Consider the following 25,729-nt stretch of genomic DNA (forward strand, 5'->3'; position numbering starts at 1 on the left):
TGGCTGTGGCAGGGTAGGAAGACGCCTCGGGATCTCTTATTGACCAATCGACTCCTGTTCCCGAGGCGGCTGCAGCTCGACGTGCAAGTGGAACTGGCGCTCAGCCCCACGAGGCGTTCGGGACGATGACGATCACCGTTCCTGCGCTGTCATCCTCCGGCTGGCGCATGGCGACACTAATCGCGAGTGTCTCGCAGGTCCTGTTCGATCTGGCGACTGCGCCGCTGCGCCCAGGCGTCCCGGACGAAGGCGTAGTCGTCGACTGCTTCCCTTCGCATCTGGTCTGTCGGGAGCAGCTGGGCACGCACATCCACCAGCTGCATGATCTGCAGCTTGTCGGCGACGCTGGCGTTGTCGATCTGGTTGATGACCGAAAGCTGCTGGTCGCCGACGCCGCCCAAGGCGTCACGCACCGTGCGCGGCCCCATGATCGGCATCACCAGGTAGCGGGAGTCCCGCCACCCACAGGTCGCCAGGGTCTGGCCCAGGTCCTCGCCGTCGGGCTTGGGCATGCCGATGTGGCGCGCCGGGTCGAACACGCCGCCGATGCCCGCCGTGGAATTGACGACGAATCGTCCGAGCGACTGCCCGGCCTCGCCAGGCCGGCCCTGCAGCGCCTGGTTCAAGGCGGTGGCGGGCAGGCGCAGGTTGCCGAAGAACCGCGACACGCCTGCCTGGACCGGATCGGGCGTGATCTTGTCGTAGCCGATCGCCACGGGGCGGAAGATGAACCGGTCGAGGACGTTGTTGAAGGCGTGCATCCTGCGGTTGAAGCCTTCCCAGGGATCGTGCACCGGCGGCTGGGCGTACAGCTCCTCGGCATCCTGCTCGGCCTGCGTGCGCGCGCCGTCCGCGTCCGGGCTGCCGACCGAGGCCGGCTTCATGGGCGAGGTTTCCGTGGGCGAGACTGCCGAGGGTGCGGGCGCCGACGTGCCGGCGGTGGCGATGGCGCCGGCCGCATGAGGCTGGGGCTGCGCCGCCGGCTCCCCGGCCCCACGGGCTGCCGACGCGACCGGCACGGCCGCAGGCGTGGCTCCGCTATCCAGCGATGCCGCAGGCGTTTGCTTGACGGCATTGCCGGCGCACGCGCTGGTGCCCAGCACGATCACCGCCAGCACGAGAGATTGGATCGTCTTCATTGTCGGATCTCCTGAGCCATGGGCCGCAAGTGCCCATGGCGGATGGGGGGCAGGGCGTGGTCAGAAGCGGTAGGCATAGCCCACGGCGATGGTGGTGCCGGTGGACTGGTCGACCAGCGGGCTGTCTTCGATGGTGCTGCCGAAACGCGTGGCGGCGACGTCGATGAACATCGCATGGTGGCGTGACGGCGAGTAGTCCACGCGCAGGCCGAACTGCACGTTCGTCGTGGCCTTGCCTTCGTAGAACGCACGGTCCGCCAGCACCTCGGACTGGCGGACGCCGTAGTAGTAGTCGACGTACTTGTCGTCGACCCATTCCGCAGCCAAGCGCGGAGTGAAGCCGAACCTGCCTGCGGCGAAGCGCCGATCGATCTGCACCTTGGCCCGCGTGCCCTTGCTGTTGCCCAGGGTGTCGGCCAGCACCTCCCCGCTGACGTTCACGAAGTCCGTCTTCCAGTTCACCGCACCGCCGGCCCACAGGCTGCGCTTGCGATCTTCCATGCCCGTCAGGGCCGGGGAATCGTCCGACTCGTAGCCCTCGCCGGACAAGCGGACGCGGGCACGCAGCGAGAGGGAATCGGTCGAGTAGAACTTGAGGTCTAACACGGGCACGGTGGCACTGATCCACTTGCTCTCGTACGAGATCAGCGGAAGAGGAAACACCTCGCGATCGATGTCGCGATACGGCTGGTCGAGCACGACGGCACCCAGGCCCAGGGCCCACTGGCCGCTATCCCTGGACGCGTCATCCTGAGCGAAGGCCGAGGGCGCCCACGCGGTGGACAGCGCCATCGCGGCGATGACGCTCAGCCTGGAGGAAGCGAGCGGGAGACGGGAGCGTTGTTGTCGAAACATGGTTGGATCCTTTTCTTGAAGCATTGGGGGGAGAAATCTCGTCGTCCTCCACGGCTGGGCCATGGACCTGCCATGCAGGTGGCTTCGTCGCGTGCCGGGAGGATCACGGTTGGCGGTCAGGCGTACGCGGCTTGCTTTCATCGGTGGTTCCCTTCGGCAACGGGGGGATCGGTGGGCAACACGCGGTTCGCCGGCTGACCCTGCGCGCCGACCGCCTTGAAGCGTCCTGCGAGCCAGGTCTCGAAGTCGTGTACGTAGCTGAACACCGCCGGCACGATGACCAGGCTCAACAGCGTCGACGTGATCAGTCCGCCGATCACCGCGATCGCCATGGGCTGGCGGAAGCTGGCGTCCGCACCGAAGCCGAGCGCGATCGGCAACATGCCGGCGATCATCGCGACGGTGGTCATGACGATGGGACGGGCGCGCTTGTGGCAGGCGTCGAGCAGGGCATCGATCACCGAGAGTCCGTGCTCGGTACGCGCCAGCACCGCGTACTCGACCAGCAGGATCGAGTTCTTGGTGACGATGCCCATCAGCATCACCAGGCCGATCATCGAAGGCACGTCGAGCTCGCTGCCCACCAGCAGCAGCGCAATGAAGGCACCGCCCAGGGACAGCGGGATCGCCGACAGGATCGTGATCGGCTGGAAGAAGTCCTTGAACAGCAGGATCAGCACGCAGAACATGCACAGGATGCCGGTCACGATCGCCAGCGCCAGGCCGGACGACAGCTCCGCGGCCACTTCGGCGTCGCCCGCCTGCATCAGCGAGACGCCCGGGGCCATGTTCTGTACCGCAGGCAGCGCACTGGCGATGGCCAGGGTTTCGCCCAGCGAACGGGCGCCCAGGTCGGCGGTCACGGTGACGTAGCGCTGGCGGTCGTAGCGGTCGATCTGTGCCGGGCCGCTCTCCACGGCGAAGGTGGCCACGCTGGAGAGCGGGACCATGCCATCGCGCGACGCCACGCGCAGGCCGGACAACGCGGCGATGTCCTGGCGCACGCTGTCGGGCACGCGCACCCGGATGCCGATCTGGCGGTTGTCCAGATTGAGCTTGGACAGCTGGGAGTCGAAGTCGCCGCTGGTGGCCGTACGCATCAGCTCGCCGATGGCGGCACTGCTCACGCCGTGTTCGGCTGCCCGGTTGAGATCCGGCCGTACCACGATCTCGGGGCGCTCCAGGCTGGCCGTGCTGCGCACACCGGACAGGCCGGCCGCACGCAACTCCCGGGTGAAAGCATCCACGGCGGTCCTGAGCGCGCCGGCGTTGTCGCTGGCGAGGATCATCTGCAGCTGCTCGCCAGAGCCGCCGCCGACGGTGAAGCGCGCACCGGGGATCTTCTCCAGCGCATCACGCACGGTCTGTTCGATCTCGGACTGGACGGCGCGCTCCTTGCGATCGGTCAGCACCAGCGTGAGCTCGCCCTTGCGCACGTCGCTCACCTGCGCATCGCTACCGCTGTCGGCGGCGCCGGCCGTGGTGAAGACGCTCCGCACGCCGGGCAACTGGCCAACCACCGCGCGCACCCGCTCGGCCGTGGCCACGGTGTCATTGAGGGCACTGCCCGGTGCCAGCTCCAGCGTCACCGTGGTGAAGCCCCGGTCCGACGGGGGTACCAGCCCCGTGGGGATGAAGGGCAGCAGCGCCATCGAGCCGACGAAGAAGGCCGCGGCCGCGGCCATGGTCTTGCCGCGATGGTGCAGGCTCCAGTCCACCACCCGCAGGTAACGGCGCATCAAGGGGCCGTCCTGCTCGTTGGCCGCGTGCGTGCCGGGCTTGAGCAGCTTGGCGGCCATGATGGGGGTGATCAGGCGCGCCACCATCAACGAGGCGAGCACGGCGATGACCGCGGTCCAGCCGAACTGCTTGAAGAACAGACCCGGTACGCCGCCCATGAGCGTGGTGGGCACGAACACCACCACCAGGGTCGCCGTGGTGGCGATCACCGCCAGCGCGATCTCGTTGACCGCATCGGCCGTGGCCTGCATGATCGGCTTGCCCATGCGCCGGTGTCGCTCGATGTTCTCGACTTCGACGATGGCGTCGTCCACCAGGATGCCGACGACCACCGCCAGCGCCAGCAGCGTGAGGGTGTTGAGCGAGTAGCCCAGCCACCACATCGCAGCGAAGGCCGGCAGGATCGACAGTGGCAGCGCCGAGGCGGCGACCAGCGTGGCGCGCCAGTCGCGCAGGAACAGCCAGACCACCAGCACGGCCAGGAGCGCGCCCTCGTAGAGCATCGCCATCGAACCCTGGAACTGTTCGAGCGTGTAGGCCACGCTGCCAGAGATCGGGGTAATCCGCAGGGACGTGTGCTCGGCCTGGAGCTGCTGGAGTGCCTCGGCCACCCCTTCGGCGATGCGGGTTTCGTCGAAGCCCTTGGTGCGCTGGATGCTGAAGCCGATGACGGGCTTGCCGTCCAGAAGCGCCGCCTGGCTGCGTTCGGCGGCGGTGTCATGCACCGAGGCGACCTGATCCAGGCGCACCTTGCCGCCGGTGGCGAGAATGACCGGCATGGCGCGCAGTTCGTCGGCCCGTCGCACCGTGGCCACAGTGCGCAGCGACTGCTCTTCGCCGCCCAGTTGGCCGCGTCCGCCCGAGGAATCCTGTTGGGTGCGGCGCAACGCGCGCGAGACGTCGGCTGCGGTGACGCCCAACGCATTCATCTGCACCGGGTCGACGTCGACCCGGATCTCGCGCTGCACGCCGCCCAGCCGCTTCACCCCGCCCACGCCCGGCACGTTGAACAAGGTCTTGCTCAACGTGTCGTCCACGAACCAGGACAGCGCGACTTCGTCCATGGTCTCGGAACTGACCGAATAGGTCAGGATGGGGCTGCTGCTGACCGTCTGTGCACTGACGGCCGGCTGCAGCAGATCCGTCGGCAGGTCCGAACGCACCCGGTCGACGGCATCCTTGGTCTCGATCAGCGCGTCGGACAGCGGCTTCTCCAGCTCGAATTCGGCCTGGATATGGACTTGGCCATCGGTGATCGTGGTCCGCGTATGTCGCAGTCCGCTGAGCGTGGCGATGGAGTCCTCCACCTTGCGTGCCACCTCGGTTTCAAGCTGGGCCGGCGCAGCGCCGGGCTGGGACAGCGTCACGTTGACAGAGGGCAGGTCCATGTCCGGCAGGGCCTGGATCGGCAACTGCCGGAAGCCGTACAAGCCTGCCAGCGTCAGCAGCATGAACAGCAGGACGGCCGGGATGGGGTTGCGCAGGGACCAGGTGGCGAAGTTCATCGCTCCCCTCCCGCCGCCGCGGAGGCCGATGCCTCGCTCGGATCCGGCTCGACCCGCACGGTGTCGCCATCGGCCAGCAGGCCGGCCCCTTGGGCGACGATGCGCTCACCGCCGGTAAGCGCGTCCAGGATCTCGACCTCGGTGCCTTGGCGACGGCCCACCGTCACCGACTGGGCCTGAACCTTGGATTCCTTTCCCGTGCTTTCCAGGCGGAAGACGATGCTGCGCCCGTCGCGCACCACCACGCTCGATGCCGGAACCACCCGCGCCGCATTGGGCGCGAGCGCGATGCGGCCATCGACGTACATGCCGCCGCGCGCCAGGCTTCCGGGCTCGATGTCCGCATACACCAGCCCCAGCCGCGAGCGCGTGTCCAGAAGCGGCGCGATCTGACGTACGCGGGCCTTGGCGGACTGCCCCTCGGGCAGTTGCAGGGTGACGTCCTGGCCGACGGCGATGGCGGCGATCTGCGTCGCGGTGAATTCGCCGCGCCATTCCAGCCGCCCCTGGCGCACCAGGCGGAACAGCTCCTGGCCGTTGTTGGCGACCGCACCCAGCGTGGCGGTGCGGTCGCTGATCACGCCATCATCCGGCGCGACCACGTCGGCCTGGCGCAGTTGCAGCCGCTTGGCCTCCAGCTGGGCCTGCGCGGCCCCCACCTGGGCCTTGGCGGTGATGGCTTCGGTAACGTAGCGCTGCACCTCCTGCTCGCTGATGCCACCGCTGCCCTGGAGCTGGAGCGCGCGCGCACGGTTGGCATCCGCCTGTGCCGCCACGCCTTGCGCTTGTGTGAGCGCAGCCAACAGCTGCGCCTCTTCGGCGCGCAGCGTGGACGTGTCGAAGCGAGCCAGGAGTTGGCCGCGCCGCACCACGTCACCGACCGCGACCTCGAGCCGGGCGATGCTCAGCCCGGAGGTCTGTGCGCCGATGATGGCTTCCTGCCAGGGAGCGACCACGCCGCTGGCCTCGATGGTTCTGGCCCACTGCGCTTCGCGCGGAACCGTGGCCGTCACCGATAATGAAGCCAGGCTGTGCGCCGGGGCCGGCGGGGCGGCGCGCGACATGAAGCCCCAGGCGGCGGCACCGAGCACCAACAGGGCGGCGCCCGCCAGGACGAAGGTGATCCGGCGGCGCCGCAATGCCGCTGCGGACGCGGTGAGCTTCGGAGATGACATGGACATCGTCATGACAGCGCCCCACCAGGCGTGGCCGCGCTGGCGTGGCCGGAGGCGCGCACCAGGGCGATCCAGGCACGGTTGCTGTCGTGTGCAGCGGCGATGGCGCTGTCTTGAGCGTCGGCCAGCTGGCGACGCGCATCTTCGACCTCGAACAAACTCACGGCACCGACGTTCCAGCGCGCCTGCGTCGCGTCCAGCACGCGCTGCGCGGCGGTGACGGCGTCCAGCGTGCTGCGCCGGCGCGCAGTGGCCGATTCGATGGCGGCCATGGCGTTCTCGACGTCCTGTGCAGCGGCGCGAACCGCCAGGCGCAGGTTGGCCTCGGCGGCGCGATGGCGGGCTTGGGCGGCCGAGACATTGGCGGCACCGCGGCCGCCGTCGAAGACAGGAGCGCCAAGCGTCGGGCCGAGAGACCAGACGGTCTCGCTCAGGGACTGGCCGGCGGCCCGCAGCCACTGCCCGCTGAGCGCAGCCGCCAGATCGAGCCGGGGCAGGCGCTCGGCGCGCGCGACCGCGATCTCCGACCACGCCGCGGCCGCTTCGCGTTCGGCGGCGACGACGGCCGGGTGGGCTGCGAGGACCGTAGCCGGCAACGCCAGTTGCACGACTGGCGCAGACGGGATGGCCGTGACCCGCTGCGCCACGCTGACCGCCTGCGTGTCCACGGCCACCACCGCTTGCACAGTGCCGCGTGGCTGACCGGTGATGGCTACCAATGCGTTGATGTGGCGTGCGCAGGCTTCCTGGCGCGTGGCCAGCGTTGTGCGCGCGGTGGCCAGGCCGCTTTGCGCCCGAGCCTCTTCAATGGGGGCGACGAAGCCGGTTTCCAGCCGCCGGCGGGTCAGCGCCAGTGTGTTTTCGCGCGAGTCGATTTCCTCGTGCAGCACGGAACTGGACAACTCGCAGGCGCGCAAGGCCAGCACCAGGTCGCCGATCTGTGAGGTCAGCGCCAGCCGGGCTGCCTTGGCGTCCGCATCGCGTGCCTGGATCCGCAGCGCGCCGGCCTCGACCGAGTTGCGCACCCGGCCGAAAAGGTCGATCTCCCAGGACAGCTCGGGCCCGATGCCGCTCTGCGTGCTCAGGATCGTGCCCGTGGGGCTGTCGGTCTCCAGGCTGCGGGCCCGCGTGGCATAGCCGTTGACGTCCACCGAGGGCATGCGCTGCGCCGAGGTGGCACCGAGCAAGGCACGCGCCTCGTCGACCTTGGCGATGGCTTGCGCGATGCTGGGACTGTCGGCCAGTGCAGCGTCCACCAGAACATCGATGGCGGGGTCGTTGAGCTGGCGCCACCAGGACTCATCGCTGGGCGTGGCCAGCGCTGCCTCCGCAGCAGGCATGGTCCAGGCCTCGGGCGCCTCCAGAGGCGTCGCCTGGTATGGCCCTTGGGTCGCGCACCCCGTCAGCATCGCCAGCAACAGCATGGCCAGGCCACGCGACCCACCGCCCAGCAGAGCGTCGGCACCGGACAGGCCTGTCCGGCGGCGCAGATACTGCGACGGGGCGACCCCCAGCTCCTGGCGATACGAGCGGGGGGCGGCCCCGGATTGCCTGCGCGGGGTGCGCTGCAGGCGGATCAGGGATGGCCGCGTGTCCGGGCTTGGCTTGCAATCCAGCATGAATCGTTCCGGTCTCGTGGCACGTCGAGACGACGCGCCTGCAAGAGCGGATACTGCCCAAGCGGATTTAGGGGATTTTTAGAGTTATTAGGAATTTTTTAAGAAAAGGGCCGTTCAGCGAAAAAATGTGAACGGCATGTATCTCACGCGCCCTCAGCCAAGCTCGATGTCTCGCGATGGCCTCATGGAAGAACGAACCCCACCGGGCGCGACAAGGTCGGTTGGATCAGCCTGGGCGGCCTGGCTCGACGATGCCCGGGAAAATGACGCGCACCATGAGCCCCCGCCCTTCCAGCCCGGTGCCGGTGTGGATGGTGGCATTGTGAGCTTCCGCAATGCCGGCCACGAGCGACAGGCCGATGCCGCTACCACGCACAGGCGTGCCCGCGACCCGGTAGAAGCGCTCGAAGATGGCCTCGCGCTGCTCGGCCGGAACGCCCGGGCCGTCATCTGTAACTTCCAGATAGACCATGGGTTGCGCCCGTTCGCCTCCTTCTGAGGCCTCATAGCCGCAGCGCACGAGCACGTTGCCGCCTTCGCTGGTGTAGCGCATGGCGTTGTGCATGAGGTTACGCAGCAAGATGCCGATCTCATCGATGTCGCAGGAGATTCTGCAGGCATGCACATCCAGGAATAGCGAACGCTGGTTCAGGTTGGCATAGACCTCGAACTCCTGGGCAACGTGCTGCACCAGCTTGTTCAAATCGGCCGGTACGTGCTTGGGGGCCTTGGCACCCGCACTGATGCTCGCCAGATCGAGCAACTGCTCGGACAGCCGTGTGCTGCGCTTGGCGACAACCAGCAGCTTCCTCAGGGCGGCATCTTTGTCTTGAGGATCGGTGGCTCGCAGTGCGATTTCGGCCTGGGCCTGCAAGGCTGACAACGGTGTGCGCAGCTCATGGGCGGCATCCCCAATGAAGCGGCGCTCGCCTTCGATGGCCTCGTCCAGCTGCTTGAGGACATGGTTGAAGGAGTCGACCAATGGATGCAGTTCCCGCGGCAAGCGATCCAGCGGCAAGGCGGTGAAATCGAAGCGGCGGCGGTGGCGCATGGCGGTGCCGAGCGCTCGTACGGGTTTGAGTGCAGCCTGGCTGACGAACCACATGACAAGACCTGCGATGATGAGCAGGACCGTTGCCAGGGCCAGCGCATGGGCCGCCTCGTGGCGCATGTCCGCATCGACGATGCTCTGCAGATTGCCCACCTGGACGGTCACTCGTCCCGTGCTGTCGGTTGCGGAAAAGACACGCCACTTCTCATTCTCGACCTGGGTGGAGGCCGCTCCATCGGAGAAGTCGGGCTGAAGCGGCGACTCGGGGGACCCGGGCGTGCTGGCGACCATTCGCTTGCGATCAATCCAGATCTGGAACACCAGTTGCTCGTGTTCGGTGCCGGCGACCTCCTTCAGCTTGAGGCCCGGCCTGCCTTCTCCGTCGAAGTCGCTGTCGGCGGGGATCGTCACCAGGAGCTGGGTGGCGATCGCGCCGAGCTTTTCGTCCCAGGTGCTGGTGCGGTTGAGCGAGAGCTGCGTGAGCACGATCCCGAGCACCACCGTCCAGCACAGGGCGATGACCGCGACGATCACCAGGATGAGTTGCGCGTTGAAGGAGCGCGACTTCATGCGGTCGGCTGGCCGATGACGTAGCCCAGCCCATGGACGGTCCGGATCAGATCGTCGCCGAGCTTGCGTCGCAACTGGTGGATGAACACCGCGATGGTATTGCTCTCGACATTGCTCGCTGTGCCGTAGACGACATCGTGCAGATGGTCGCGTGTGACGACATGGCCAGGCCGCTCGACCAGGGCAAGCAGCGTACGGTACTCGTGGGCACTGAGGACGACCTCGGTGCCGGCCTTGGTGACCACTCGCTTGCTGCGGTCGATGAGGATGTCCCCATGGGTGAACACCGGGACGACACGTCCCTGGCTGCGGCGGATGACCGATCGCACGCGTGCCCAGAGCTCGTCGAACTGGAACGGCTTGACCAGGTAGTCGTCGGCGCCGGCATCGAGGCCGGCGATGCGCTCGCTGAGCTGGCCGCGTGCCGTCAGGATCAGAACGGGCGTGGCGTCGTAGCGACTCCGCATCGAGCGCAGGACGGCCAGACCGGAATCGCCCGGAAGACCGATGTCGAGCAGGACGGCCGCGTAGCTGTGGTCCACCAGGGCGCTGCGCGCGGTGTTCGCGTCGCCGACGTGATCGATGTGCCATCCACTCTGGCGTGCCCCATCGCGGATGGTTTCGCCCAGCATCTGGTCGTCTTCTACGAGTAGGAGGTTCATGTCACGTCATTCCCCGATCGGGCTTCGGTTCTCGAGAAATCATGAAGCAGACGCTTTAATATCTTTTTAAGCCATGGTACGGCAGTCTTTTCCCTGCCGATTTTGCAACTTCGGCGGATCCGAAGATGGGATTGACCCGGGGCGCCCAGCCATATCCAGCGCCTTCGATGGGCGCGGCGTGCTGGGCCGAGCCCGGCATGCCGCAGCCAGGATGCGCCCTCGCGTTTCCCGCAGTTGCCACCGGCCAGAGGATGTGGGTTCAGCTTTCTTGGCCGACCAGACGTCCGAACCAGGCAAGAAAGTCCTTCTGCATGGCGGGAGGAATGCCGTGGTCACCCGGGTACAGGTGCGTCTCATGGGGAATGCCGAGTTCGCTCAGCCATGCATCCGCGCGATGCGCCCAATCGACCGTCAGCTTGGTGTCGTCCCGGCCATGGCCGATGAAGCCATTGACCTCGGCCAGCGCAGAACGATTGGCCAGTTGCGGCGCGATCTCGGGCAGGATACGACCGGAGAGGATGCCGAAGCCGGCGACGAGCCCAGGCTGGGTGAGGCCGATGCTGGCGCTCACGATGCCGCCCTGGCTGAAGCCGGCCACCACCGTCTGCGAGGCGGGTACGGCGTACGTTGCCTGAAGTTCCGAGATGAAGCTCGCCAGTCGCTGCCGGCTCTGCTCCGCCGCCACCAGATCCGGGCGCGGTCCTTGGGGGCCGAACGACACCTGGAACCAGGCGTGCTGGCCGGGAGCGAACGTGAGTGGGCCACGTGCCAGGATCACGCGGGTGTCGATCAGCGTGTCCCCCAACGGCGCAAGATTGGTTTCGTTGCCGCCTACGCCATGCAGCAGCACGAGCAGCCGCTTGGCCGGCGCGGTATCGGGCGAGGTGGTGCGGAACGCAAGCGACAGGTCGGTACGAAGTTCGGAAATCGTGGCGTTCATGTGGCTTCCAGGGGGATGGTGGGGGTGAGGCCGAAGCCGAAGGAGTCCATCGACAGCACCTCGTAGGTCATGCCTCCGGGAATCCGGATGCGGTCTTCGTCCTGCGTGCTTGCGCCGAGTGCCACCAGCAAGGGGAGATAGTGTTCTTCGGTTGGATGCGCACGCGCGGCGTGAGGGGCGAGGCTGCGGTAGCGCACCAGCGCCTCATCGTCGCGGTGCGCGATCGCCTCGGCGACCCAGTCGGCGAAGGTCTGTGCGTACTCCGGGTCCCGGATGTGGCTGCGGAACTCGTCGAGGTTGTGGGTGAGGCTGCCCGAGCCGACGACCAGCACGCCGCGCTCGCGCAGCGGGGCCAGTGCCTTGCCCAGTTGCACCGCGCCCTGCGCGTCCATCCGCGCTGGCAGGGAGACTTGCAGCGCCGGAACGTCGGCCGCAGGCTTCAGGTAGCGCAGCGGCACCCAGGCGCCATGATCCAGGCCGCGCTGCGGATCGAGCGTGGCCGGCAGGCCCGCGTCGCCGAGCATCCGGACAATGTCGGCGGCCAAGGCAGGCGCTCCCGGCGGTTCGTACTGCAGCGCATAGAGCGCCTGAGGAAAGCCGCCAAAGTCGTGAATGGTCGAGTTCTGCCGGGTCGCGGTCACACGCAATCCGGACGTCTGCCAGTGCGGCGACACGACGACGATGGCCGGGATCTCATGCAGCCAGGCGCCCACACGTTGCAGGTTCGGGCCGAGCACGCCCGGTTCCAGCGCGAACATCGGCGAGCCGTGGGAAATGAAGAGTGAAGGAGCACGGGACATGGTGTCTCTCCAGGGCAGCGGGCGTACTTCGCCCGCTGCCGCGCCGGGGAACAGGTGAACTTACGATGCCTGGGCGGAGCCGGAGCGCCGCGCGTCGATGCTCAGGGCGCCAGCGCCATTGGCGGCCAGCAGGAGGAAGCCGCCCGCCATCGAGAGGTTCTTCCAGAAATTGATGGCCTGCGCGGCATCGCCGAAATCGGCATGGAAGATGAGCGCCGTGGCGACCGAGAACAGCGCCATCGCGACCGCGATCCAGCGCGTGAGCAGACCGGCGGCGATGGCCAGGCCACCTCCAAGCTCGAGCGCGATCACCAGCGGCAGCAAGGCACCGGGGACGCCCATGGCTTCCATGTACTGCTGGGTGCCGGCGTAGCCGGTGATCTTGCTCCAGCCGGTGATGATGAAGATCAGCGCCAGGGCGAAGCGGCCCAGCAGCGAGAGAATGGCATGCGATTTCATGGCGAGTGTCCTGTCTACGGATCAAATGGAGAGAAAGGAAAGGTGGCAAGGGCCGCGCAATGTGGCCCGTTGCCTGTTTCGGGGGTCAGTTGCGATGGATCCAGGTGGGCGCGATCTGGGTGCCCTGGCCGGCGCCATAGGCGAAATAGACGTTCAGTCCACCGACCGGCTCCAGATAACGGGCGTTCTTCAGACTGCCCGCGTCGATCGGCTGGAAACCGATGCTTTCGGCCAGTGCACGCACCGTCTGCTTGGCACGTTCGTCGTCGCCGGCATAGAAGACCGGCACGGTCTGGCCGTTGGCGAAGGCAGGACCTTCGGCGAGGACTTGCGCCAGGACCGTGTTGAAAGCCTTCACGATCTGGGCGCCGGGTAGCGCCTTGGCGATTTCCTCCGCCGCCGAAGTGGCATGGCCCAGCGTCAGGCCCATGTAGTCGGCCGTGAGCGGATTGGTGATGTCCACGATCACCTTGCCTTCCAGGGAACCGGCGGCATGCAGCGCGGTGACGGCCTGCTCGTAGGGCGTGGCCACGATGATCACATCGCTGTCGGCGGCACTGTCGGCTAGCGCCACTGCGGTTGCCGGCGCATTGGCGGCGGCAACAGTCGCCGCCTTTTCAAGATCACGCGCGACGATCCGAACCCGATGGCCGGCCTGGGTGAACTGACGCGCAAATGCCGAGCCCATATTGCCGGCACCAAGAATGAGGATGTTCATGAGAAGCTCCAAGTGGGTGACCCGTGTTCGGGATTGGTTGCCACTTTATTCTCTTCATTTATTGTTATAAATAGCGGTTCAAATGATTATTTGTCACGCAAAGGGGAACAATTCGTGCTCGACCTGCAGCAATTGAGCAGCTTTCTCGCCGTCGTTCGTGCTGGCAGCTTCGTCGGGGCCGCAGAGGCAACGAACCTGTCCAAGGCGGCGATTTCCCGACATGTGGGGGAATTGGAGGCCAGCTTGGGGATTCGTCTGCTTCACCGCACCACCCGCCGCCTTTCCCTGACGGAGGACGGGCAGCGCTTTCATACGCGAGCCATCGAGCTGGTGGCAGCCTTCGACGAACTGGAGACAGAAACCATCTCCCGCGGTGCCGAAGCGGCTGGCGTTTTGCGGATCAATGCACCGGTCTCCTTCGGCCTGCTGCATCTGGCCCCCCTGTGGCCACGGTTTGTCGATGCCAACCCGAAGGTGCAACTGGACGTCGATTTGAACGATCGCGTGGTCGATCTGGTCGAGGAGGGTTACGACATCGCGGTACGCATCACCAATCTCGCCGACTCGCAGCTCATCGGCCGCCGACTGACGACCACGAGAATCGTCCTGTGCGCCTCTCGCGATTATCTGGAAGCGCACGGGCATCCCCGGACGCCGCAGGATCTGGCGACGCACCGCATCGTGGCCTACAGTTACTGGACCGGCAGGGACGATTGGCGCTTTACCGGCCCGGCCGGGGAAGAGCACGTGCGGATCAGCCCGCATATCCGGACCAACTCCGGCGATACCTGCCGGATCGCCGCACTGGCGCACCAGGGCATCGTGCTCCAGCCAGATTTCCTGATCGGCGAGGATCTCAAACAGGGGCGACTCGTCGAGCTGATGCCGGAGTATCGATCGCTCACGCTGGGCATCCACGCCGTCTACCCCAGTCGCAAGCACCTGCCGATGAAGACACGGCGGATACTCGATTTCCTGGTCGACGCGTTCGCGTCGCCGTGCTGGCGATAGCGGCTACGCGAGCGCCGGCTAAAGCACCTCGGCTCGTTTGAGTCTGGCAGGTGCCAGCGACCAGATCAGGAGCGCGGCCAGGGACAGCGTGGCACCCACCAGTCCGGTCGACGCCCATCCCAGCCCGGCGGTGATGGCCAGGCCGCCGAACCATGGCCCCAGGGCGTTGGCGACGTTCAAGGCGGCCTGGTTGGAGGCCGATGCCAGGCCCTGTGCATCCCGGGCCACGTCCAGCAGATGGATCTGCATGATGGGAACCAGCGTCCCCATCGTACCCACCAGCACGATGCCGGGAATGACAGAGAGCGGTGACCGTACCGCGAAGAAGTAGAGCAGGAGCACGACGACAGCCCCGATCAGGCTCAGCGACACCGCCCGACTGCCGAACCTGTCGAACATCCAGCCTCCCACCTGGGCACCGAGCAGGGAGCCCACGCCGAAGGTGGCGACCCCGAATGGAATCCAGTGTTCGGATACGCCTGTAACATTCGTCATCGTCGGGGCCATGTAGCTGAAGACGCAAAACAGGCCCGAGAATCCCACCGAGCCCACCAGCAAGGCCAGCCATACCTCGGCGCGATGGAAGTCGCGCAGTTCCTGCCGCATGCTGGGCGCCTGGCCCTCCTGGCGCGGCGGCAGCGAGATCGCGATCAGCACGGCCGTGATCAGGGCGCCGGCCGACACGGCGTAAAAGGCGTACCGCCAGCTCAGCGACTGGCCGATGCCAACGGCCAGTGGATTGCCGATCAGTAGTGCGAGCGTGATGCCGAACATCACCTTGGCAACCGCGGCGCCGCGCTGTCCGGGCGTGCTGACAGAAGCGGCGACAAGGGCCGCCAGGCCGAAGAAGGCGCCGTGCGGGAGTCCCGACACGAACCGGGCGATCAGCATCCACCGATAGTCCGGTGCCAGTGCGCTGGCAAGGTTGGCGATGGCGTAGAGCAGCATCAGCGCCATCAGCATGGTCTTGCGCTTCACGCGCCCGCCCAGCAGCGCCATGGTGGGCGCTCCCACCACCACTCCGAGCGCATAGACGCTGATCAGGCGTCCGACGGCCTGCTCGGTGATGCCGAAGTCGCTGGCGACATTGGGCATCAGTCCCATGATCGAGAACTCGCTCACCCCGATCGCGAAGCCACCGAACGCAAGCGCGAAGATGATGGCGGCATGCCTGGCCCGGCTGACCGGCGAAGCTGCCTCTCCGGGAAGAGGGGTCACGACGCCAGGCATGCCGCGCTCTCGCTTGGGTGCCGGTACATTGCCGCACGTGTGGCCTCGACGACGCGCATCGCATCCACGGTCGCCCGCACGTCATGCACGCGCACGATGTGGGCACCGTGCATGGCCGCGATCACTGCGCAGGCGACGCTGCCATGCAGCCGCTCCAACGGTGGGACGTCCAGGAGCTGTCCGACCATGGACTTGCGCGACATGCCGACCAGCAGCGGCAACCCGAACGCCTGCAGCTCCTCCAGCCTTGCCAGCAATCCATAGTTGTGGGCGAGCCGCTTCCCGAAGCCGAACCCAGGATCGAGCAGCAGCCTGTCACGCGCGATGCCGGCAGCCATGCATCGTTCGATCTGCGCCTGGAGGTAGCTGGATACCTCGACCACGATGTCGTCGTAGTGCGGTGCGACCTGCATGGTCCGCGGCTCGCCCTGCATGTGCATCAGGCACACCGGCAGTTCACTGTCGGCTGCCGCTTCCAGCGCACCCGGCTCGCTCAGCGAGCGGATGTCATTGATGAGGTGGATACCCGCTTGTGCGGAGGCGGTGATCACTTCCGGCTTGGAGGTGTCGACCGAAAGCCAGACGTCAAAGCGCCGGGCAAGCGCTTCGACGACTGGAATCACCCGATGCAGCTCTTCGTCAACACTGACCTGCGCAGCACCGGGCCGCGTCGATTCGCCGCCGACATCGATGATCGTGGCGCCATCCCTGATCAGCGCATGGGCATGATCGATCGCCTTTCCCGGCGTGTTGTGGCGTCCCCCGTCGTAGAATGAATCCGGGGTGACATTGAGTATCCCCATGACGTGGGGGTGGCTCAGGTCGAGAACCGAGCCGCGGGCGGTGAGTTGCGTTGCGTTGTTCATGATCGACGAGACGGCTGCTGCGTTGGGCCAAAGTCCTCAGAACGGATAGGGCTGGGCCGGGTCTTCCAGCGTGACCCACTTGACCTCGGTGAACTCGTCGATGACCGCGCGGCCGTCGAAGCGCCCGTAGCCGCTGTTCTTCATGCCGCCGTAGGGGGCCTGGGCCTCGTTCTGCACGGTGGCGCCATTGACGTGGACGCAGCCGTACTGCAGGCGAGCGGCGACCGACAACGCACGGTTGATGTTGCTTCCGAACACCGCCGAGGACAGGCCGTATTCGCTGTCGTTGGCGACGCGGACCGCCTCTTCGATGCCGTTGACCCGCACGATGGTGGTCACAGGGCCGAAGGTCTCTTCCCCATAGATGACCATGCCCGGCTTGACGTGGTCGACGATGGTTGCCGGCATCCTGGCGCCCTCGGCATCGCCACCGGCCACGATCACCGCGCCCTTGGACACGGCGTCCTCCAGCATGTGATTGAGGCGCTCGCCGGAGGCGGGGCTGACCATCGGGCCGATGACGCAGCCCGGGTTCTCGCGCGGATCGGCCGCGAGCAAGGCCTGGGCGCGGCCGGCGAAGCGCTCGACGAACGCGTCGGCGATCTTCTCGTCCACCACGAAACGCTCGGTCGACATGCAGATCTGGCCCTGGTACAGGAACGTGCCGAAGATGGCGGCATTGACCGCGCCATCCAGGTCTGCATCGTCCAGCACCACGAACGGCGCCTTGCCGCCCAGTTCCAGCAGACTGCGCTTGAGATAGCGCGCGGAAGTCTCGGCGATGATGCGGCCAACCTTGGTCGAACCGGTGAAGTTGACCCGGCGCACCGCAGGGTGGGCGATCAATGCCTCGGTCACCGCGCCGGCATCGGTGGGGGTGGACGTGAGGAAGTTGAGCACGCCAGCCGGAAGGCCGGCTTCATACAGGCTGGATACCAGCAGTTCGTGGGTGCGCGGACTGCTCTCGGATGCCTTGAAGATCACCGGGTTGCCGCAGACCAGCGGATAGGCGATGGCGCGCGCACCGAGCAGCACCGGACCATTCCACGGCACGATGCTCAGCACCACACCCGCAGCCTGGCGCAAGGTCATCGAGAAGGTACCCGGCTTGTCGGTGGGGATGGTCTCCCCCTGGATCTGGGTGGCCAGGCCGGCTGCCTCGCGGAACAACGCGGCAGATCCACGCACATTGAACGTCGCCCACAGTTCGGAGGCGCCGACTTCGGCGGCCATGACCTTGCAGAACTCCGGGATCCTGGTTTCCAGAATGTCCGCGGCCTTGAGCAGGATGGCCCGGCGAGTGGACGGGCCGGTGGTTGACCAATCGGCGAAGGCGGCCGCCGCAGAATCGGCCGCCGCCAGGGCATCGTTGACCGATGCGGCCGCGCCGGTGGTGACCAGCTCGCCGGTGACGGGGTGGCGGCGCTCGAAGGTGGCGCCGTGTTCGGCCTCGCGTGGCGTGTTGTCGATGATGAGGCGTGTTTTCATGAAGTGCTTCTCGTGATGTGGATGCAATGCCGCGGCCGGATTCGATCGGTCGCGTCAGAAGGAAACCTCGGACAGCCGCAGGATGGGCTTGATGGTGATGCCGCTCTCGCTGTCGGCCATGGCCTGGTTCAGCTCCTCGAAGGGATAGAACTTGACCAGCCGGTCGAAAGGAAAGCGGCCCTGCCGGTACAGTTCGATCAACTCGGGAATGAAGGTGCGCGAGACCACGTCGCCCTGGACGATGCCCATGATCCTGCGGCCGGGAATCATCACGTCGTTGACGTTGAAGCTGGCTTCCGTGCCCTCTCGGGTGGCGCCGACGATGCCGCACGTGCCCAGCATCCCCAGACTGTCGATGGCCTGGCGAAGCACCTCGGCACGGCCGCTGCATTCGAGCGTGAAGTCGGCGCCACCACTGGTGATCGTACGGATCTCGGCGACAGGGTCTTGCTCACGGCTGTTGATGGCATGCGTCGCGCCCAGTTCCAGTGCCAGCGCGAGACGGGCCGGGTTCACATCCACCGCGATGATGGTCGTGGCGCCGGCCACGCGCGCGGCCATCAGTGCGGCCAGGCCCACCGCGCCGGTGCCAAAGGCGGCGAACGAGGTGCCGGCGTGGACCTTCAATGCGTTGAGTACCGCGCCGGAGCCGGTCTGGATGCCGCATCCCAACGGGCCGAGCAGTTCCAGCGGGACGTCCGTGCGGACCTTGACGACGTTGCGCTCGTTGGCGATCGCGTGGGTCGCGAAGGATGACTGGCCGAAGAAATGATCGTGGAGCGGATGACCTTGCGCATCATGTGCCGAGGAACTGCCATCCATGCGGGCACCAGCGAAGTTGAGCTGGCCCATGTGCTCGCAATGCGCCGGGTGTCCGGTTGAACACGGAGCGCACAGCCCGCAGTACATGTAGGTCATCACCACATGGTCGCCCGGCTCGACAGTGGACACCGCGGCGCCGACTTTCTCGACGATGCCCGAGCCTTCGTGGCCGAGGATCATCGGCAGAGGCGTGGCCATATGCTGGTCGCGCACCACCATGTCGGTGTGGCACACGCCGCTGGCGACCAGGCGTACCAGCACTTCGTCATCGCGCGGGGGCTCCAAGGTGGCCGACTCCAGGTGGAGCGGTTGGCCGACTTCACGCGCCACAGCGGCACGAATCGGCAGTAGCGGGGCATTATCGTGAGTCATTGGAGCCTCCTGTCGGTTGATATGAAAAGCCCACGGCTATGCGCCAAGGGATGAACTCGACTTGCATTTATTCTGTCCAGGAAATTTCTTTATTCAGATTTCAACTTTTCCATAAGGAATCTTGCGCCATCGGCGAGGGCCACTTCGCCATCTGGATTCTTGTCCTTCTGTTGGTAGAACTGCACAAATCCATGCTGTGCATTTGGATAGACGATGACCTGCGCTTCGCCACCGGCAAGACGCATTTTTTCAGCATAGTCCTTATCCTCATCACGCAGCGGATCGAGGTTCCCCACGATGATGAGGGCTGGCGGCAGTTTCTGGTGATCGCCCCACAGGGGCGCAACCAGCGGCGCATAGTGACTCGTGCCAGCAGGGACGTATGCGTCGATCACCTTGGAATTGATCTCGCGAGTCGGGAAATGGGTTTCCCCCAGCTCCTTCCAGGAGGGGGTGTCCATCTTGTTGCTCACGGTCGGATACATGAGAAGCTGTGCCTTCAGCTTCGGGCCGTGTCGGTCGCGCGCAAGCATTGCGGTCGCGGCCGCAATGTTGCCGCCGGCACTGTCGCCGCTGATCGCAATGCGACTTCCGTCTGCTCCGAAAGATGAGGCATTCTTCGCTGCCCATTTCAATACGGCATAGGCATCCTCCAGCCCGGCGGGAAAGGGATTTTCAGGCGCAAGGCGATAGTCGACGGAAAGAACGGCCGCGCCGGTGCGATTGGCCAGGCCCGTGAGCATCGGGTCGTAGGAGTCGAGATCGCCGGCGACGAAGCCTCCTCCGTGGATGAACAGCACGATCGGCAGCGTCTCCTCCCCGGTGTTGGCCGGCAGGTACAGGCGCACGGGAATCCGGCGTTCCGGCTTTCCGGCGCCGACCGTGAAGTCGCGCTGTTCCGCAACCCGCTCCGGCGTGCCTACCGATGCCACGGAAGACTTGAAATCCTGACGCATTTGCCTTGCGAACGCCAAGTCGCCTTCCCGCGTGGTGCCCGCATGGGAGGTCATGGCAAGGGCAGTCCCGATCAGAAACAATATCGGCGATATCAGCTTTGTGCGAATCACAGTGGAATGTCCATGGGTTTTATTGTCGAACGATGGTTATGGGTCGAGTGGAGAATCCTTCTGGCCGTGGTCGTTCAGGAACGCCGCGGCTCGTCTACCTCTATTGGGGTAGTGGCTGCCGTCACCCGCAGGTGTCGGAAGTGCGCGATCGTTCCCGATTCCAACCAGATGCCCACACCGCCGCGCTGGGTCGGCCCGAGCTTCAGATCGTTGACGATTAGTGCTGGCTGTGGATCTCGATCCAGATACAGGCGTGCTTGGCTTCCTGCCACGACCAGCCTCATATGGATCCATCGTCCCAGAGCGAGATCGGCATATGACTCGTACTTTCCGGGATCTTCGGCACGTAACTGATGGAACCGGAAGTCAGGGTAGGCGGCATACTGCACGCTGCGGTTCCGACGAACTTGATCGTCAGCCGTGCTGTTCGTTGGTCGCAGGTAGAGGCTCTCGAAGCGCCCCTGTTCGTCGATTCGGAAGCTGACTCCGACAAACCCCCTGGCGTACGCCGGCGCATCAGGTGCCAGCTCACTAGCCACCTCGACCTCGACCGTTCCGTCCTGGAAGTCTATCGGCAGCCAAGCCATGAAGTCGCGATCGCTGAGCGTCTCCTTGGCCGGATCTTGATAGTTCGCGGAAGGCATCCTCAGCTCCAGCGCTGTGTCTTCCCCCAGGTACATCGATGGGCGAAGCTGCACGCCAGATAGCCGGTAGGATTCTGCAGCACTCGTATCCAAGTCGTTGGCGGATTGGCGATTCTCATGCCTGCTCCGTACGTTCTCTTTTGTCTCTTTCGACAGGAATCCGCGGAGATCCGATGTGAACTTGACCGGATTCTTGAACATCAGGAAGTGGTCGCCCTGTTCCTTCTCCGTGTACACGTAGAGCTGCGAGCCGGGAATGGTCTTGTGCATCCATTGCTGGCTGGGCAGGTTGTTGCTGCGTTCTCCGGTAAAGATCGCTACCGGGATATTGATCTTGTGGCGGATGACGTCGCGCCAATCATTGACGATATGGTCGAACAACACCCGCCCCAGCGCCTGTGGATCGTTGTGGATGAAGGTGCTGGCGAATGCCGAGGAATTGGCGAAGTAAGGCGAGTCCTTGAGCTGCACGCGCTGCCAAGGCAAGAGGTCAGTCACCAAGCTGTTGAGCGGTGCGCCTTGGGTGAAGCCGGCGACCATGCGTTCGGGCGCGGTCGTGGTGCCGCCGGCATCGAGCCGCTCCTGTTCGCTCCAGTCCTGGTGCGAGTAGATCGAGATCGGCTCATCGACGAACACGGCCTTGTCGATGCCGCGGGTGCCGAATAGGTCGATGTAGCCCCAAAGCACCGCAGCGCCCATCGACCAACCGACGTAGTCGGCCTTGTCCAGCTTGAGGTGGTCGGAAAATTCCTTGAGGTCCATCGAGAAGCGTGCGATCCGGCTGCCATACTCCACCCGTTGAGACAACCCCTGGTTGCGCGGGTCGAGGACATAGACGTGATAGTGCTTGCTGAGCAGGTACATCACGTTGATGTATTCAGCGCCGTTGGCCGACCAACCCGGAATGAAGATCAGGGGTTCGCCCTGGCCGGCTTCCCAATAGGCCAACTCGGCGCCATCGGACGTGGTGAAGCGGTTGATCTGCAGGTCCGTGAAATCCGAGAGTTTGTGCGGCAGGCCTTCGATCCGGTTGGGAAAGACGTAGTCCTTGCCGAGTACCTTCTGGGCCGGATCGGCCAATGCGGGGGAAATGCTCATGGCGAGCCCCAGGAAGAGCAGCAATTTCGGCAGCATGATGGGCGATCCTCTTTGGAAATTGATGCGTCTGCGCCGGGTGGTTCCGGCATAGACGTCGGCGGTCCTAGGAGTGCGCCCAGGACGGTGCGGTGGTCGGGCCCGCGCCAAGGAAGAAGCCGAACTGGATGTTCATCATCCCCACGGGTTCCAGGAAACGACTGTTGCGCAGCGGGCCGGCGTCGACCGGGACAAAGCCGAGCCTGGTTGCCAGTTCCTGTACCGTGGTTTTTGCTGCGGCATCATCGCTGGCGATGAAAGCCTGGAGGCGTTTGCCAGCGTGCGCGTCGGCGGCAACCAGTTGGGCGAAGATGGTGTTGAATGCCTTCACAACACGTGCTGACGGCGCCACCGCCTGGATCTGTTCCGCTGCGGATGTCGTCAGCCCGACGACCAGATTCTGGAAGTCCTCGCTCAGCGGATTGCTGACATCGATCAGCACCTTGCCGCTCAGGTCGCCCGCGTCGGCCAGGATACCGGCGATGGCCTGGTAAGGCAGGGCCAGCAACACCACGTCGGCGAGCTTGAAGGCGGCGGCGATGCCACCGCCTTGTACCTGTGGGCCGACTGCGTGAGCGAGGGTGGCTGCCTTGCCCGGATCACGATCACCGACGACGACCTCGAACCTGGCCTCGGCAAGCGCACGGGTGTAGGCGCCGCCGATGTTGCCGGTTCCGATGACTGCGACCTTCATGGGGAGCCTCCTGAGGGGCTATGGGAAAGTAGCTATGCTAGATTTGGATGGAAACGAGAAAAATGTCTAGAATTGGATTTCATTGGAAACCCAGGAGTTCAAATGGATCGTCTTACGAGCCTCGCCGTGTTCGTCAAGGCGGTGGATCTGGGTTCTTTCAGCGCAGCGGCCGATGCCCTCAAAATGTCCTCGCAGCTGATCGGGCGACATGTCCAGGGGATCGAGCAACGTCTGGGCGTGCGGCTTCTCAACCGAACTACGCGGCGCCAGAGCCTCACGGACTTCGGACGCGTGTTCTACGAGCGTGCCCGGATCATCCTGGCCGAGGTCGAGGCGGCAGAAAGCTTGGCGGAAGAGACGCGGGCCGTGCCCACCGGGCGGCTGCGCGTCAACGCGCCGGTCAGCTTTGGTATGCGTGTGTTGGCACCACGCCTGCCCGATTACATGAAGCGCCATCCCCACATCGAGGTGGATCTGAGTCTGAGCAACCGAGCTGTGGATCTGACCGATGAAGGTTATGACGTCGTGTTCCGTGTCGGTGAGCTGACCGACAGTCGGCTGATCGCACGCCCTTTGGCGCCCTATCAACTGGTGCTGTGTGCCGCGCCAAGCTATCTCGATGGACGGCCTGCGCCGACCTCACCCCAGGATCTGCAGCAGCACGAATGCCTGGGCTTTTCACATACCGAACTGCGGACTCACTGGACGTTTGATGGACCGGATGGCCGTATCACCGTCCCGGTCTCCGGGCGGCTGATGGTCGATCACGGCGAGCCGCTGCTGTGCGCCGCCCTGGCGGGTATGGGGGTCATGTTGCAGCCACTCGAATTGGTGCGTAAAGCGCTGGCAGATGGCCGCCTGGTGCGCTTGCTGCCGGCATACGAGGTGCCGTCGCGACCCATGCATGTGCTCTATGCACCAGATCGACGGATAACCCCGAAGCTCAGGAGCTTCCTGGACTTCGCCGTGGAAGCCTTCGGGCCTGACCCGTGACCCGGCAGGCCGCCGCTGGTGGAGCCTGACGATCAACCCACGGGGCAGCGTGGAACGTTGCCCAATAATGCCATTTGACACCTGAGACGCCTTTTCAATCTTCGTGCAGCACGAATGGCTTGGGTGCGTGCCACGTAGAGCCTGCGAAAGCTAGGGTGCCGTCGGGACAAGTGTCAGGTAGGGGTTATTGGGTGGAGCCTGATCGAATAGTTGGAAGGTATCGTCCATAAGGTAGCCATGCAGTCGGCGCGATTTGCGCGGACCAGTGACTTCACAGGTCCAGATGTTCAGGCCGCTGTCCTGCTTGCGGTGCAGTTGCAGCCTCTCGAATCGCTTCTGCACCCACTGCCAGTCGGGGATCTGCTCCTGATTCGCAATCGATGCCACTTGCGGGTGCTCCCGAGCGTAGCGTTGGAATACGCCGGGACTGACTAGGTAGATCATATTGGCCACGGTATGCACCAGCGCCTTGGAATCGTTGATGATCAGCTTGCGCGACTGGACACCCTGCTTCAGCCATTCAACGAAGTGCTCGCCTGACGGGCTTGCGACGGGCTTGGCAGGCGCTTTGTCCAGGAAGACGGCTTGCGCCTCGATCTCACTGGGCGAGCTACGTTCGACGAGCGGTGGCGGCAACTCTACGGCAGGTCGAGGTTCTGTCTCCGCCACGCTGTTCGTGCTGAACAGTTCCAGCAGAGCATCGAGGTCATCGCCAGAGGGAGCTGCAGGTGGTGACGCCATTGCCATGACCGAAGCGGTAGCGTCAGGTGATGGCGGTGGCGTTCCGTCCTCGGCTGCTGGCGCGGTGACCACCGTGACGGTGCCTGCAAACGGTACAGGACGATCACTCCCTTCCCATATCAAGGCCGGCGCCAGGCGCAACAGCGTGAAGGTGTATGACCAGCCACTGTCGCTGCTTATGGTCGCCCGCCAGATCGCCTTGCCGTCGGGCGTAGGCTGGAGGATGCCGTGGTCCTGCAGCACGTTGAACACCGCGCTGTTGCTGGTCGGAATGCCGTCGATGCCCTGCGACAGCAGGTGCGCGCGCAGCTTGTCCGAGACGGTCTTGCTCACCAGCCACAGGGCATCCTGCGTCAGCCAGCCATCGGCGGGGCCGGCCTGGTTGAGTTTCAGTTCCTCACGCAACAGGTAGCGCAGGCCATCGAGCAGCTTGCGCTGCAGCGCGTGCTTCGGCGCCGCCATCGCCTTCGCCGGGTCGCCGCCCAGCGCTTGGGCAACCGAGGCGCGGTCGGCCTGGATCACCAGTTCGCCAAGGACGCCGGCATGTTCGTACTGCCCGGCCAGCACATAGAGCAGAGACGACCACAGCAGAGGGAAGCCGCTGAGCCAGTCTAGGATGTCGCGGTCGAGCAGGCGGATGTAGAGCAACCCGGAAGCTGCGCTGTGCAGGCGGTACTCCCGGTCGGGTCGATAGCGGAAACGGTAGCGCTGCTGCAAGGGGCCATGCCAGGGGTGCCAGAGGCTGCCGTCGGCCTGTTCGACGTGCAGGTCGACAGCAACCTTGCCGATGTCGTGCAACAGCGCAGCGTAGGCCGCGGCAGCGGTCCAGGCTTCAGATTGCGCGGTCTGGTCTTCGGGCGTGGTGCCGCTGGGGAGCAAGTAGGACTGCCGCAGCTTGAGCGCATATGCCACGACCTCCAGGCCGTGATCCAGCATACCCCCAGGATAAGCGTGATGATGCGACTCGGAGGCCGGAAACTGCTGGACGAGTTCGGCATAGTGTTCCAGGGGCTCCAGGTACAGCGCGGTGAACTGCTTGCGGGACAACGCAGTGCGTTGCCAGATGTGTTCCAGGAGTTTCTTCCGCCGCGAAGTCGCCAGCAGCGTCGAAGCCGACTGCGGCCGCAGCAGCCCTTTCGGGGGATCAGTGGGCGGCATTGGCGCTGCGCGGATGATGGGCGGTGCTTTTTTCCGCTGGAACAGCGAGAGCATGGTGAAGTCCTGTTGAGGGGCGGGCGGGAGAGCCTTTTGGCCTTTTCGGGTAGGGCCTTTCCCCTTGACTCCGTTCCCTTGCCCCTTGCCGGCCCTTTCCACTCTGGTGTAGAGGCGACAGGACACGCTAGCTACTATCTATACGGCAAGGGAGGTGCCCTGATTCATTGTGCAGGGCATCTGCATGCCAATCACGGTTGGCTTTGACAATGCCCCTCTGAG

21 protein-coding genes are annotated in these 25,729 nt (G+C 65.3%); 2 read left to right on the forward strand and 19 right to left on the reverse strand.

From position 1 onward, the window contains the following. Positions 1–176 precede the first annotated feature (176 nt). The 11 genes from FD678_RS07090 to FD678_RS07140 form a co-directional block, all read right to left on the reverse strand. The gene (locus tag FD678_RS07090) at positions 177–1,139 is read right to left on the reverse strand and encodes an MlaA family lipoprotein (protein WP_140720649.1); all 963 of its coding nucleotides are present in this window, start codon (positions 1,137–1,139) and stop codon (positions 177–179) included. A 60-nt stretch (positions 1,140–1,199) separates the two neighbouring features. Further along, a complete protein-coding gene (locus FD678_RS07095) occupies positions 1,200–1,994 on the reverse strand; it encodes a MipA/OmpV family protein (protein ID WP_140720651.1) in 795 nt (264 codons plus the stop codon). A gap of 137 nt (positions 1,995–2,131) precedes the next feature. Beyond that, on the reverse strand, positions 2,132–5,239 hold the full coding sequence (locus FD678_RS07100; RefSeq protein ID WP_218569559.1) for an efflux RND transporter permease subunit: 3,108 nt from the start codon (positions 5,237–5,239) through the stop codon (positions 2,132–2,134). After that, the gene (locus tag FD678_RS07105) at positions 5,236–6,426 is read right to left on the reverse strand and encodes an efflux RND transporter periplasmic adaptor subunit (RefSeq protein WP_218569560.1); all 1,191 of its coding nucleotides are present in this window, start codon (positions 6,424–6,426) and stop codon (positions 5,236–5,238) included. The genes FD678_RS07100 and FD678_RS07105 overlap by 4 nt, the downstream gene beginning before the upstream one ends. Beyond that, a complete protein-coding gene (locus FD678_RS07110; RefSeq protein WP_218569561.1) occupies positions 6,423–8,033 on the reverse strand; it encodes an efflux transporter outer membrane subunit in 1,611 nt (536 codons plus the stop codon). The genes FD678_RS07105 and FD678_RS07110 overlap by 4 nt, the downstream gene beginning before the upstream one ends. A gap of 226 nt (positions 8,034–8,259) precedes the next feature. After that, positions 8,260–9,654, reverse strand: coding sequence for a sensor histidine kinase (locus tag FD678_RS07115; RefSeq protein ID WP_140720654.1), 1,395 nt, complete (start codon positions 9,652–9,654; stop codon positions 8,260–8,262). Beyond that, the gene (locus FD678_RS07120; protein WP_140720656.1) at positions 9,651–10,316 is read right to left on the reverse strand and encodes a response regulator transcription factor; all 666 of its coding nucleotides are present in this window, start codon (positions 10,314–10,316) and stop codon (positions 9,651–9,653) included. The genes FD678_RS07115 and FD678_RS07120 overlap by 4 nt, the downstream gene beginning before the upstream one ends. Before the next feature lie 259 nt (positions 10,317–10,575). Then, positions 10,576–11,256 (reverse strand): alpha/beta hydrolase, encoded by a 681-nt coding sequence (locus tag FD678_RS07125; RefSeq protein ID WP_140720659.1) that lies wholly within the window; start codon positions 11,254–11,256, stop codon positions 10,576–10,578. Next, positions 11,253–12,056 carry a dioxygenase family protein gene (locus FD678_RS07130; protein WP_140720661.1) on the reverse strand — a complete coding sequence of 268 codons (804 nt, stop codon included), beginning with the start codon at positions 12,054–12,056 and terminating at the stop codon, positions 11,253–11,255. The genes FD678_RS07125 and FD678_RS07130 overlap by 4 nt, the downstream gene beginning before the upstream one ends. Positions 12,057–12,116: 60 nt before the next feature. Next, entirely contained in the window at positions 12,117–12,515 is a 399-nt protein-coding gene (locus tag FD678_RS07135) for a DoxX family protein (protein ID WP_140720663.1), read from the reverse strand. Between the two features lie 85 nt (positions 12,516–12,600). After that, positions 12,601–13,233, reverse strand: a complete 633-nt coding sequence (locus FD678_RS07140; protein ID WP_140720665.1) for an NADPH-dependent F420 reductase — start codon at positions 13,231–13,233, stop codon at positions 12,601–12,603. A 114-nt stretch (positions 13,234–13,347) separates the two neighbouring features. On the opposite strand from FD678_RS07140, the gene FD678_RS07145 reads away from it, so the two are divergent. Continuing rightward, entirely contained in the window at positions 13,348–14,244 is an 897-nt protein-coding gene (locus tag FD678_RS07145) for a LysR family transcriptional regulator (RefSeq protein WP_256661879.1), read from the forward strand. An 18-nt stretch (positions 14,245–14,262) separates the two neighbouring features. On the opposite strand, the gene FD678_RS07150 is transcribed toward FD678_RS07145, so the two are convergent. The 7 genes from FD678_RS07150 to FD678_RS07180 form a co-directional block, all read right to left on the reverse strand. Further along, the gene (locus tag FD678_RS07150) at positions 14,263–15,474 is read right to left on the reverse strand and encodes an MFS transporter (protein ID WP_140720669.1); all 1,212 of its coding nucleotides are present in this window, start codon (positions 15,472–15,474) and stop codon (positions 14,263–14,265) included. After that, positions 15,459–16,340, reverse strand: coding sequence for a dihydropteroate synthase (folP, locus tag FD678_RS07155; RefSeq protein WP_140720671.1), 882 nt, complete (start codon positions 16,338–16,340; stop codon positions 15,459–15,461). Before folP ends, FD678_RS07150 begins: the two co-directional genes overlap by 16 nt. 36 nt (positions 16,341–16,376) lie before the next feature. Then, positions 16,377–17,828 (reverse strand): aldehyde dehydrogenase, encoded by a 1,452-nt coding sequence (locus FD678_RS07160; protein ID WP_140720673.1) that lies wholly within the window; start codon positions 17,826–17,828, stop codon positions 16,377–16,379. A gap of 54 nt (positions 17,829–17,882) precedes the next feature. Further along, a complete protein-coding gene (locus FD678_RS07165; RefSeq protein ID WP_140720675.1) occupies positions 17,883–19,022 on the reverse strand; it encodes an NAD(P)-dependent alcohol dehydrogenase in 1,140 nt (379 codons plus the stop codon). Positions 19,023–19,111: 89 nt separating this feature from the next. Further along, the gene (locus tag FD678_RS07170) at positions 19,112–20,032 is read right to left on the reverse strand and encodes an alpha/beta hydrolase (RefSeq protein WP_218569562.1); all 921 of its coding nucleotides are present in this window, start codon (positions 20,030–20,032) and stop codon (positions 19,112–19,114) included. A gap of 131 nt (positions 20,033–20,163) precedes the next feature. Continuing rightward, on the reverse strand, positions 20,164–21,867 hold the full coding sequence (locus tag FD678_RS20740; protein ID WP_140720677.1) for an alpha/beta fold hydrolase: 1,704 nt from the start codon (positions 21,865–21,867) through the stop codon (positions 20,164–20,166). Positions 21,868–21,934: 67 nt separating this feature from the next. Next, positions 21,935–22,561 carry an NADPH-dependent F420 reductase gene (locus FD678_RS07180; protein ID WP_140720680.1) on the reverse strand — a complete coding sequence of 209 codons (627 nt, stop codon included), beginning with the start codon at positions 22,559–22,561 and terminating at the stop codon, positions 21,935–21,937. Between the two features lie 102 nt (positions 22,562–22,663). Here FD678_RS07180 and FD678_RS07185 point away from each other — a divergent pair, with 102 nt between their 5' ends. Further along, positions 22,664–23,554: a LysR family transcriptional regulator gene (locus FD678_RS07185; RefSeq protein WP_140720682.1), complete on the forward strand. Its 891-nt coding sequence runs from the start codon at positions 22,664–22,666 to the stop codon at positions 23,552–23,554. 150 nt (positions 23,555–23,704) lie between these two features. On the opposite strand, the gene mobH is transcribed toward FD678_RS07185, so the two are convergent. After that, complete coding sequence (gene mobH / locus FD678_RS07190; protein WP_140720684.1) at positions 23,705–25,507, reverse strand: MobH family relaxase; 1,803 nt, start codon at positions 25,505–25,507, stop codon at positions 23,705–23,707. Between the last annotated feature and the right edge of the window lie 222 nt (positions 25,508–25,729).

The sequence above is a fragment of the Pseudomonas sp. Hp2 genome (assembly GCF_006386585.1).
GTDB classification, from domain to species: domain Bacteria; phylum Pseudomonadota; class Gammaproteobacteria; order Xanthomonadales; family Xanthomonadaceae; genus Pseudomonas_S; species Pseudomonas_S boreopolis.

Bases quoted from the DNA above. Each gene is read 5' to 3' on its own strand.
- FD678_RS07170 (WP_218569562.1), bottom strand. From the start codon at position 20,032: ATGACCTCCCATGCGGGCACCACGCGGGAAGGCGACTTGGCGTTCGCA.
- FD678_RS20740 (WP_140720677.1), bottom strand. From the start codon at position 21,867: ATGCTGCCGAAATTGCTGCTCTTCCTGGGGCTCGCCATGAGCATTTCC.
- FD678_RS07165 (WP_140720675.1), bottom strand. From the start codon at position 19,022: ATGACTCACGATAATGCCCCGCTACTGCCGATTCGTGCCGCTGTGGCG.
- folP (WP_140720671.1), bottom strand. From the start codon at position 16,340: ATGAACAACGCAACGCAACTCACCGCCCGCGGCTCGGTTCTCGACCTG.
- mobH (WP_140720684.1), bottom strand. From the start codon at position 25,507: ATGCTCTCGCTGTTCCAGCGGAAAAAAGCACCGCCCATCATCCGCGCA.
- FD678_RS07115 (WP_140720654.1), bottom strand. From the start codon at position 9,654: ATGAAGTCGCGCTCCTTCAACGCGCAACTCATCCTGGTGATCGTCGCG.
- FD678_RS07090 (WP_140720649.1), bottom strand. From the start codon at position 1,139: ATGAAGACGATCCAATCTCTCGTGCTGGCGGTGATCGTGCTGGGCACC.
- FD678_RS07125 (WP_140720659.1), bottom strand. From the start codon at position 11,256: ATGAACGCCACGATTTCCGAACTTCGTACCGACCTGTCGCTTGCGTTC.
- FD678_RS07130 (WP_140720661.1), bottom strand. From the start codon at position 12,056: ATGTCCCGTGCTCCTTCACTCTTCATTTCCCACGGCTCGCCGATGTTC.
- FD678_RS07120 (WP_140720656.1), bottom strand. From the start codon at position 10,316: ATGAACCTCCTACTCGTAGAAGACGACCAGATGCTGGGCGAAACCATC.
- FD678_RS07100 (WP_218569559.1), bottom strand. From the start codon at position 5,239: ATGAACTTCGCCACCTGGTCCCTGCGCAACCCCATCCCGGCCGTCCTG.
- FD678_RS07095 (WP_140720651.1), bottom strand. From the start codon at position 1,994: ATGTTTCGACAACAACGCTCCCGTCTCCCGCTCGCTTCCTCCAGGCTG.
- FD678_RS07140 (WP_140720665.1), bottom strand. From the start codon at position 13,233: ATGAACATCCTCATTCTTGGTGCCGGCAATATGGGCTCGGCATTTGCG.
- FD678_RS07110 (WP_218569561.1), bottom strand. From the start codon at position 8,033: ATGCTGGATTGCAAGCCAAGCCCGGACACGCGGCCATCCCTGATCCGC.
- FD678_RS07180 (WP_140720680.1), bottom strand. From the start codon at position 22,561: ATGAAGGTCGCAGTCATCGGAACCGGCAACATCGGCGGCGCCTACACC.
- FD678_RS07105 (WP_218569560.1), bottom strand. From the start codon at position 6,426: ATGACGATGTCCATGTCATCTCCGAAGCTCACCGCGTCCGCAGCGGCA.
- FD678_RS07160 (WP_140720673.1), bottom strand. From the start codon at position 17,828: ATGAAAACACGCCTCATCATCGACAACACGCCACGCGAGGCCGAACAC.
- FD678_RS07185 (WP_140720682.1), top strand. From the start codon at position 22,664: ATGGATCGTCTTACGAGCCTCGCCGTGTTCGTCAAGGCGGTGGATCTG.
- FD678_RS07150 (WP_140720669.1), bottom strand. From the start codon at position 15,474: ATGCCTGGCGTCGTGACCCCTCTTCCCGGAGAGGCAGCTTCGCCGGTC.
- FD678_RS07135 (WP_140720663.1), bottom strand. From the start codon at position 12,515: ATGAAATCGCATGCCATTCTCTCGCTGCTGGGCCGCTTCGCCCTGGCG.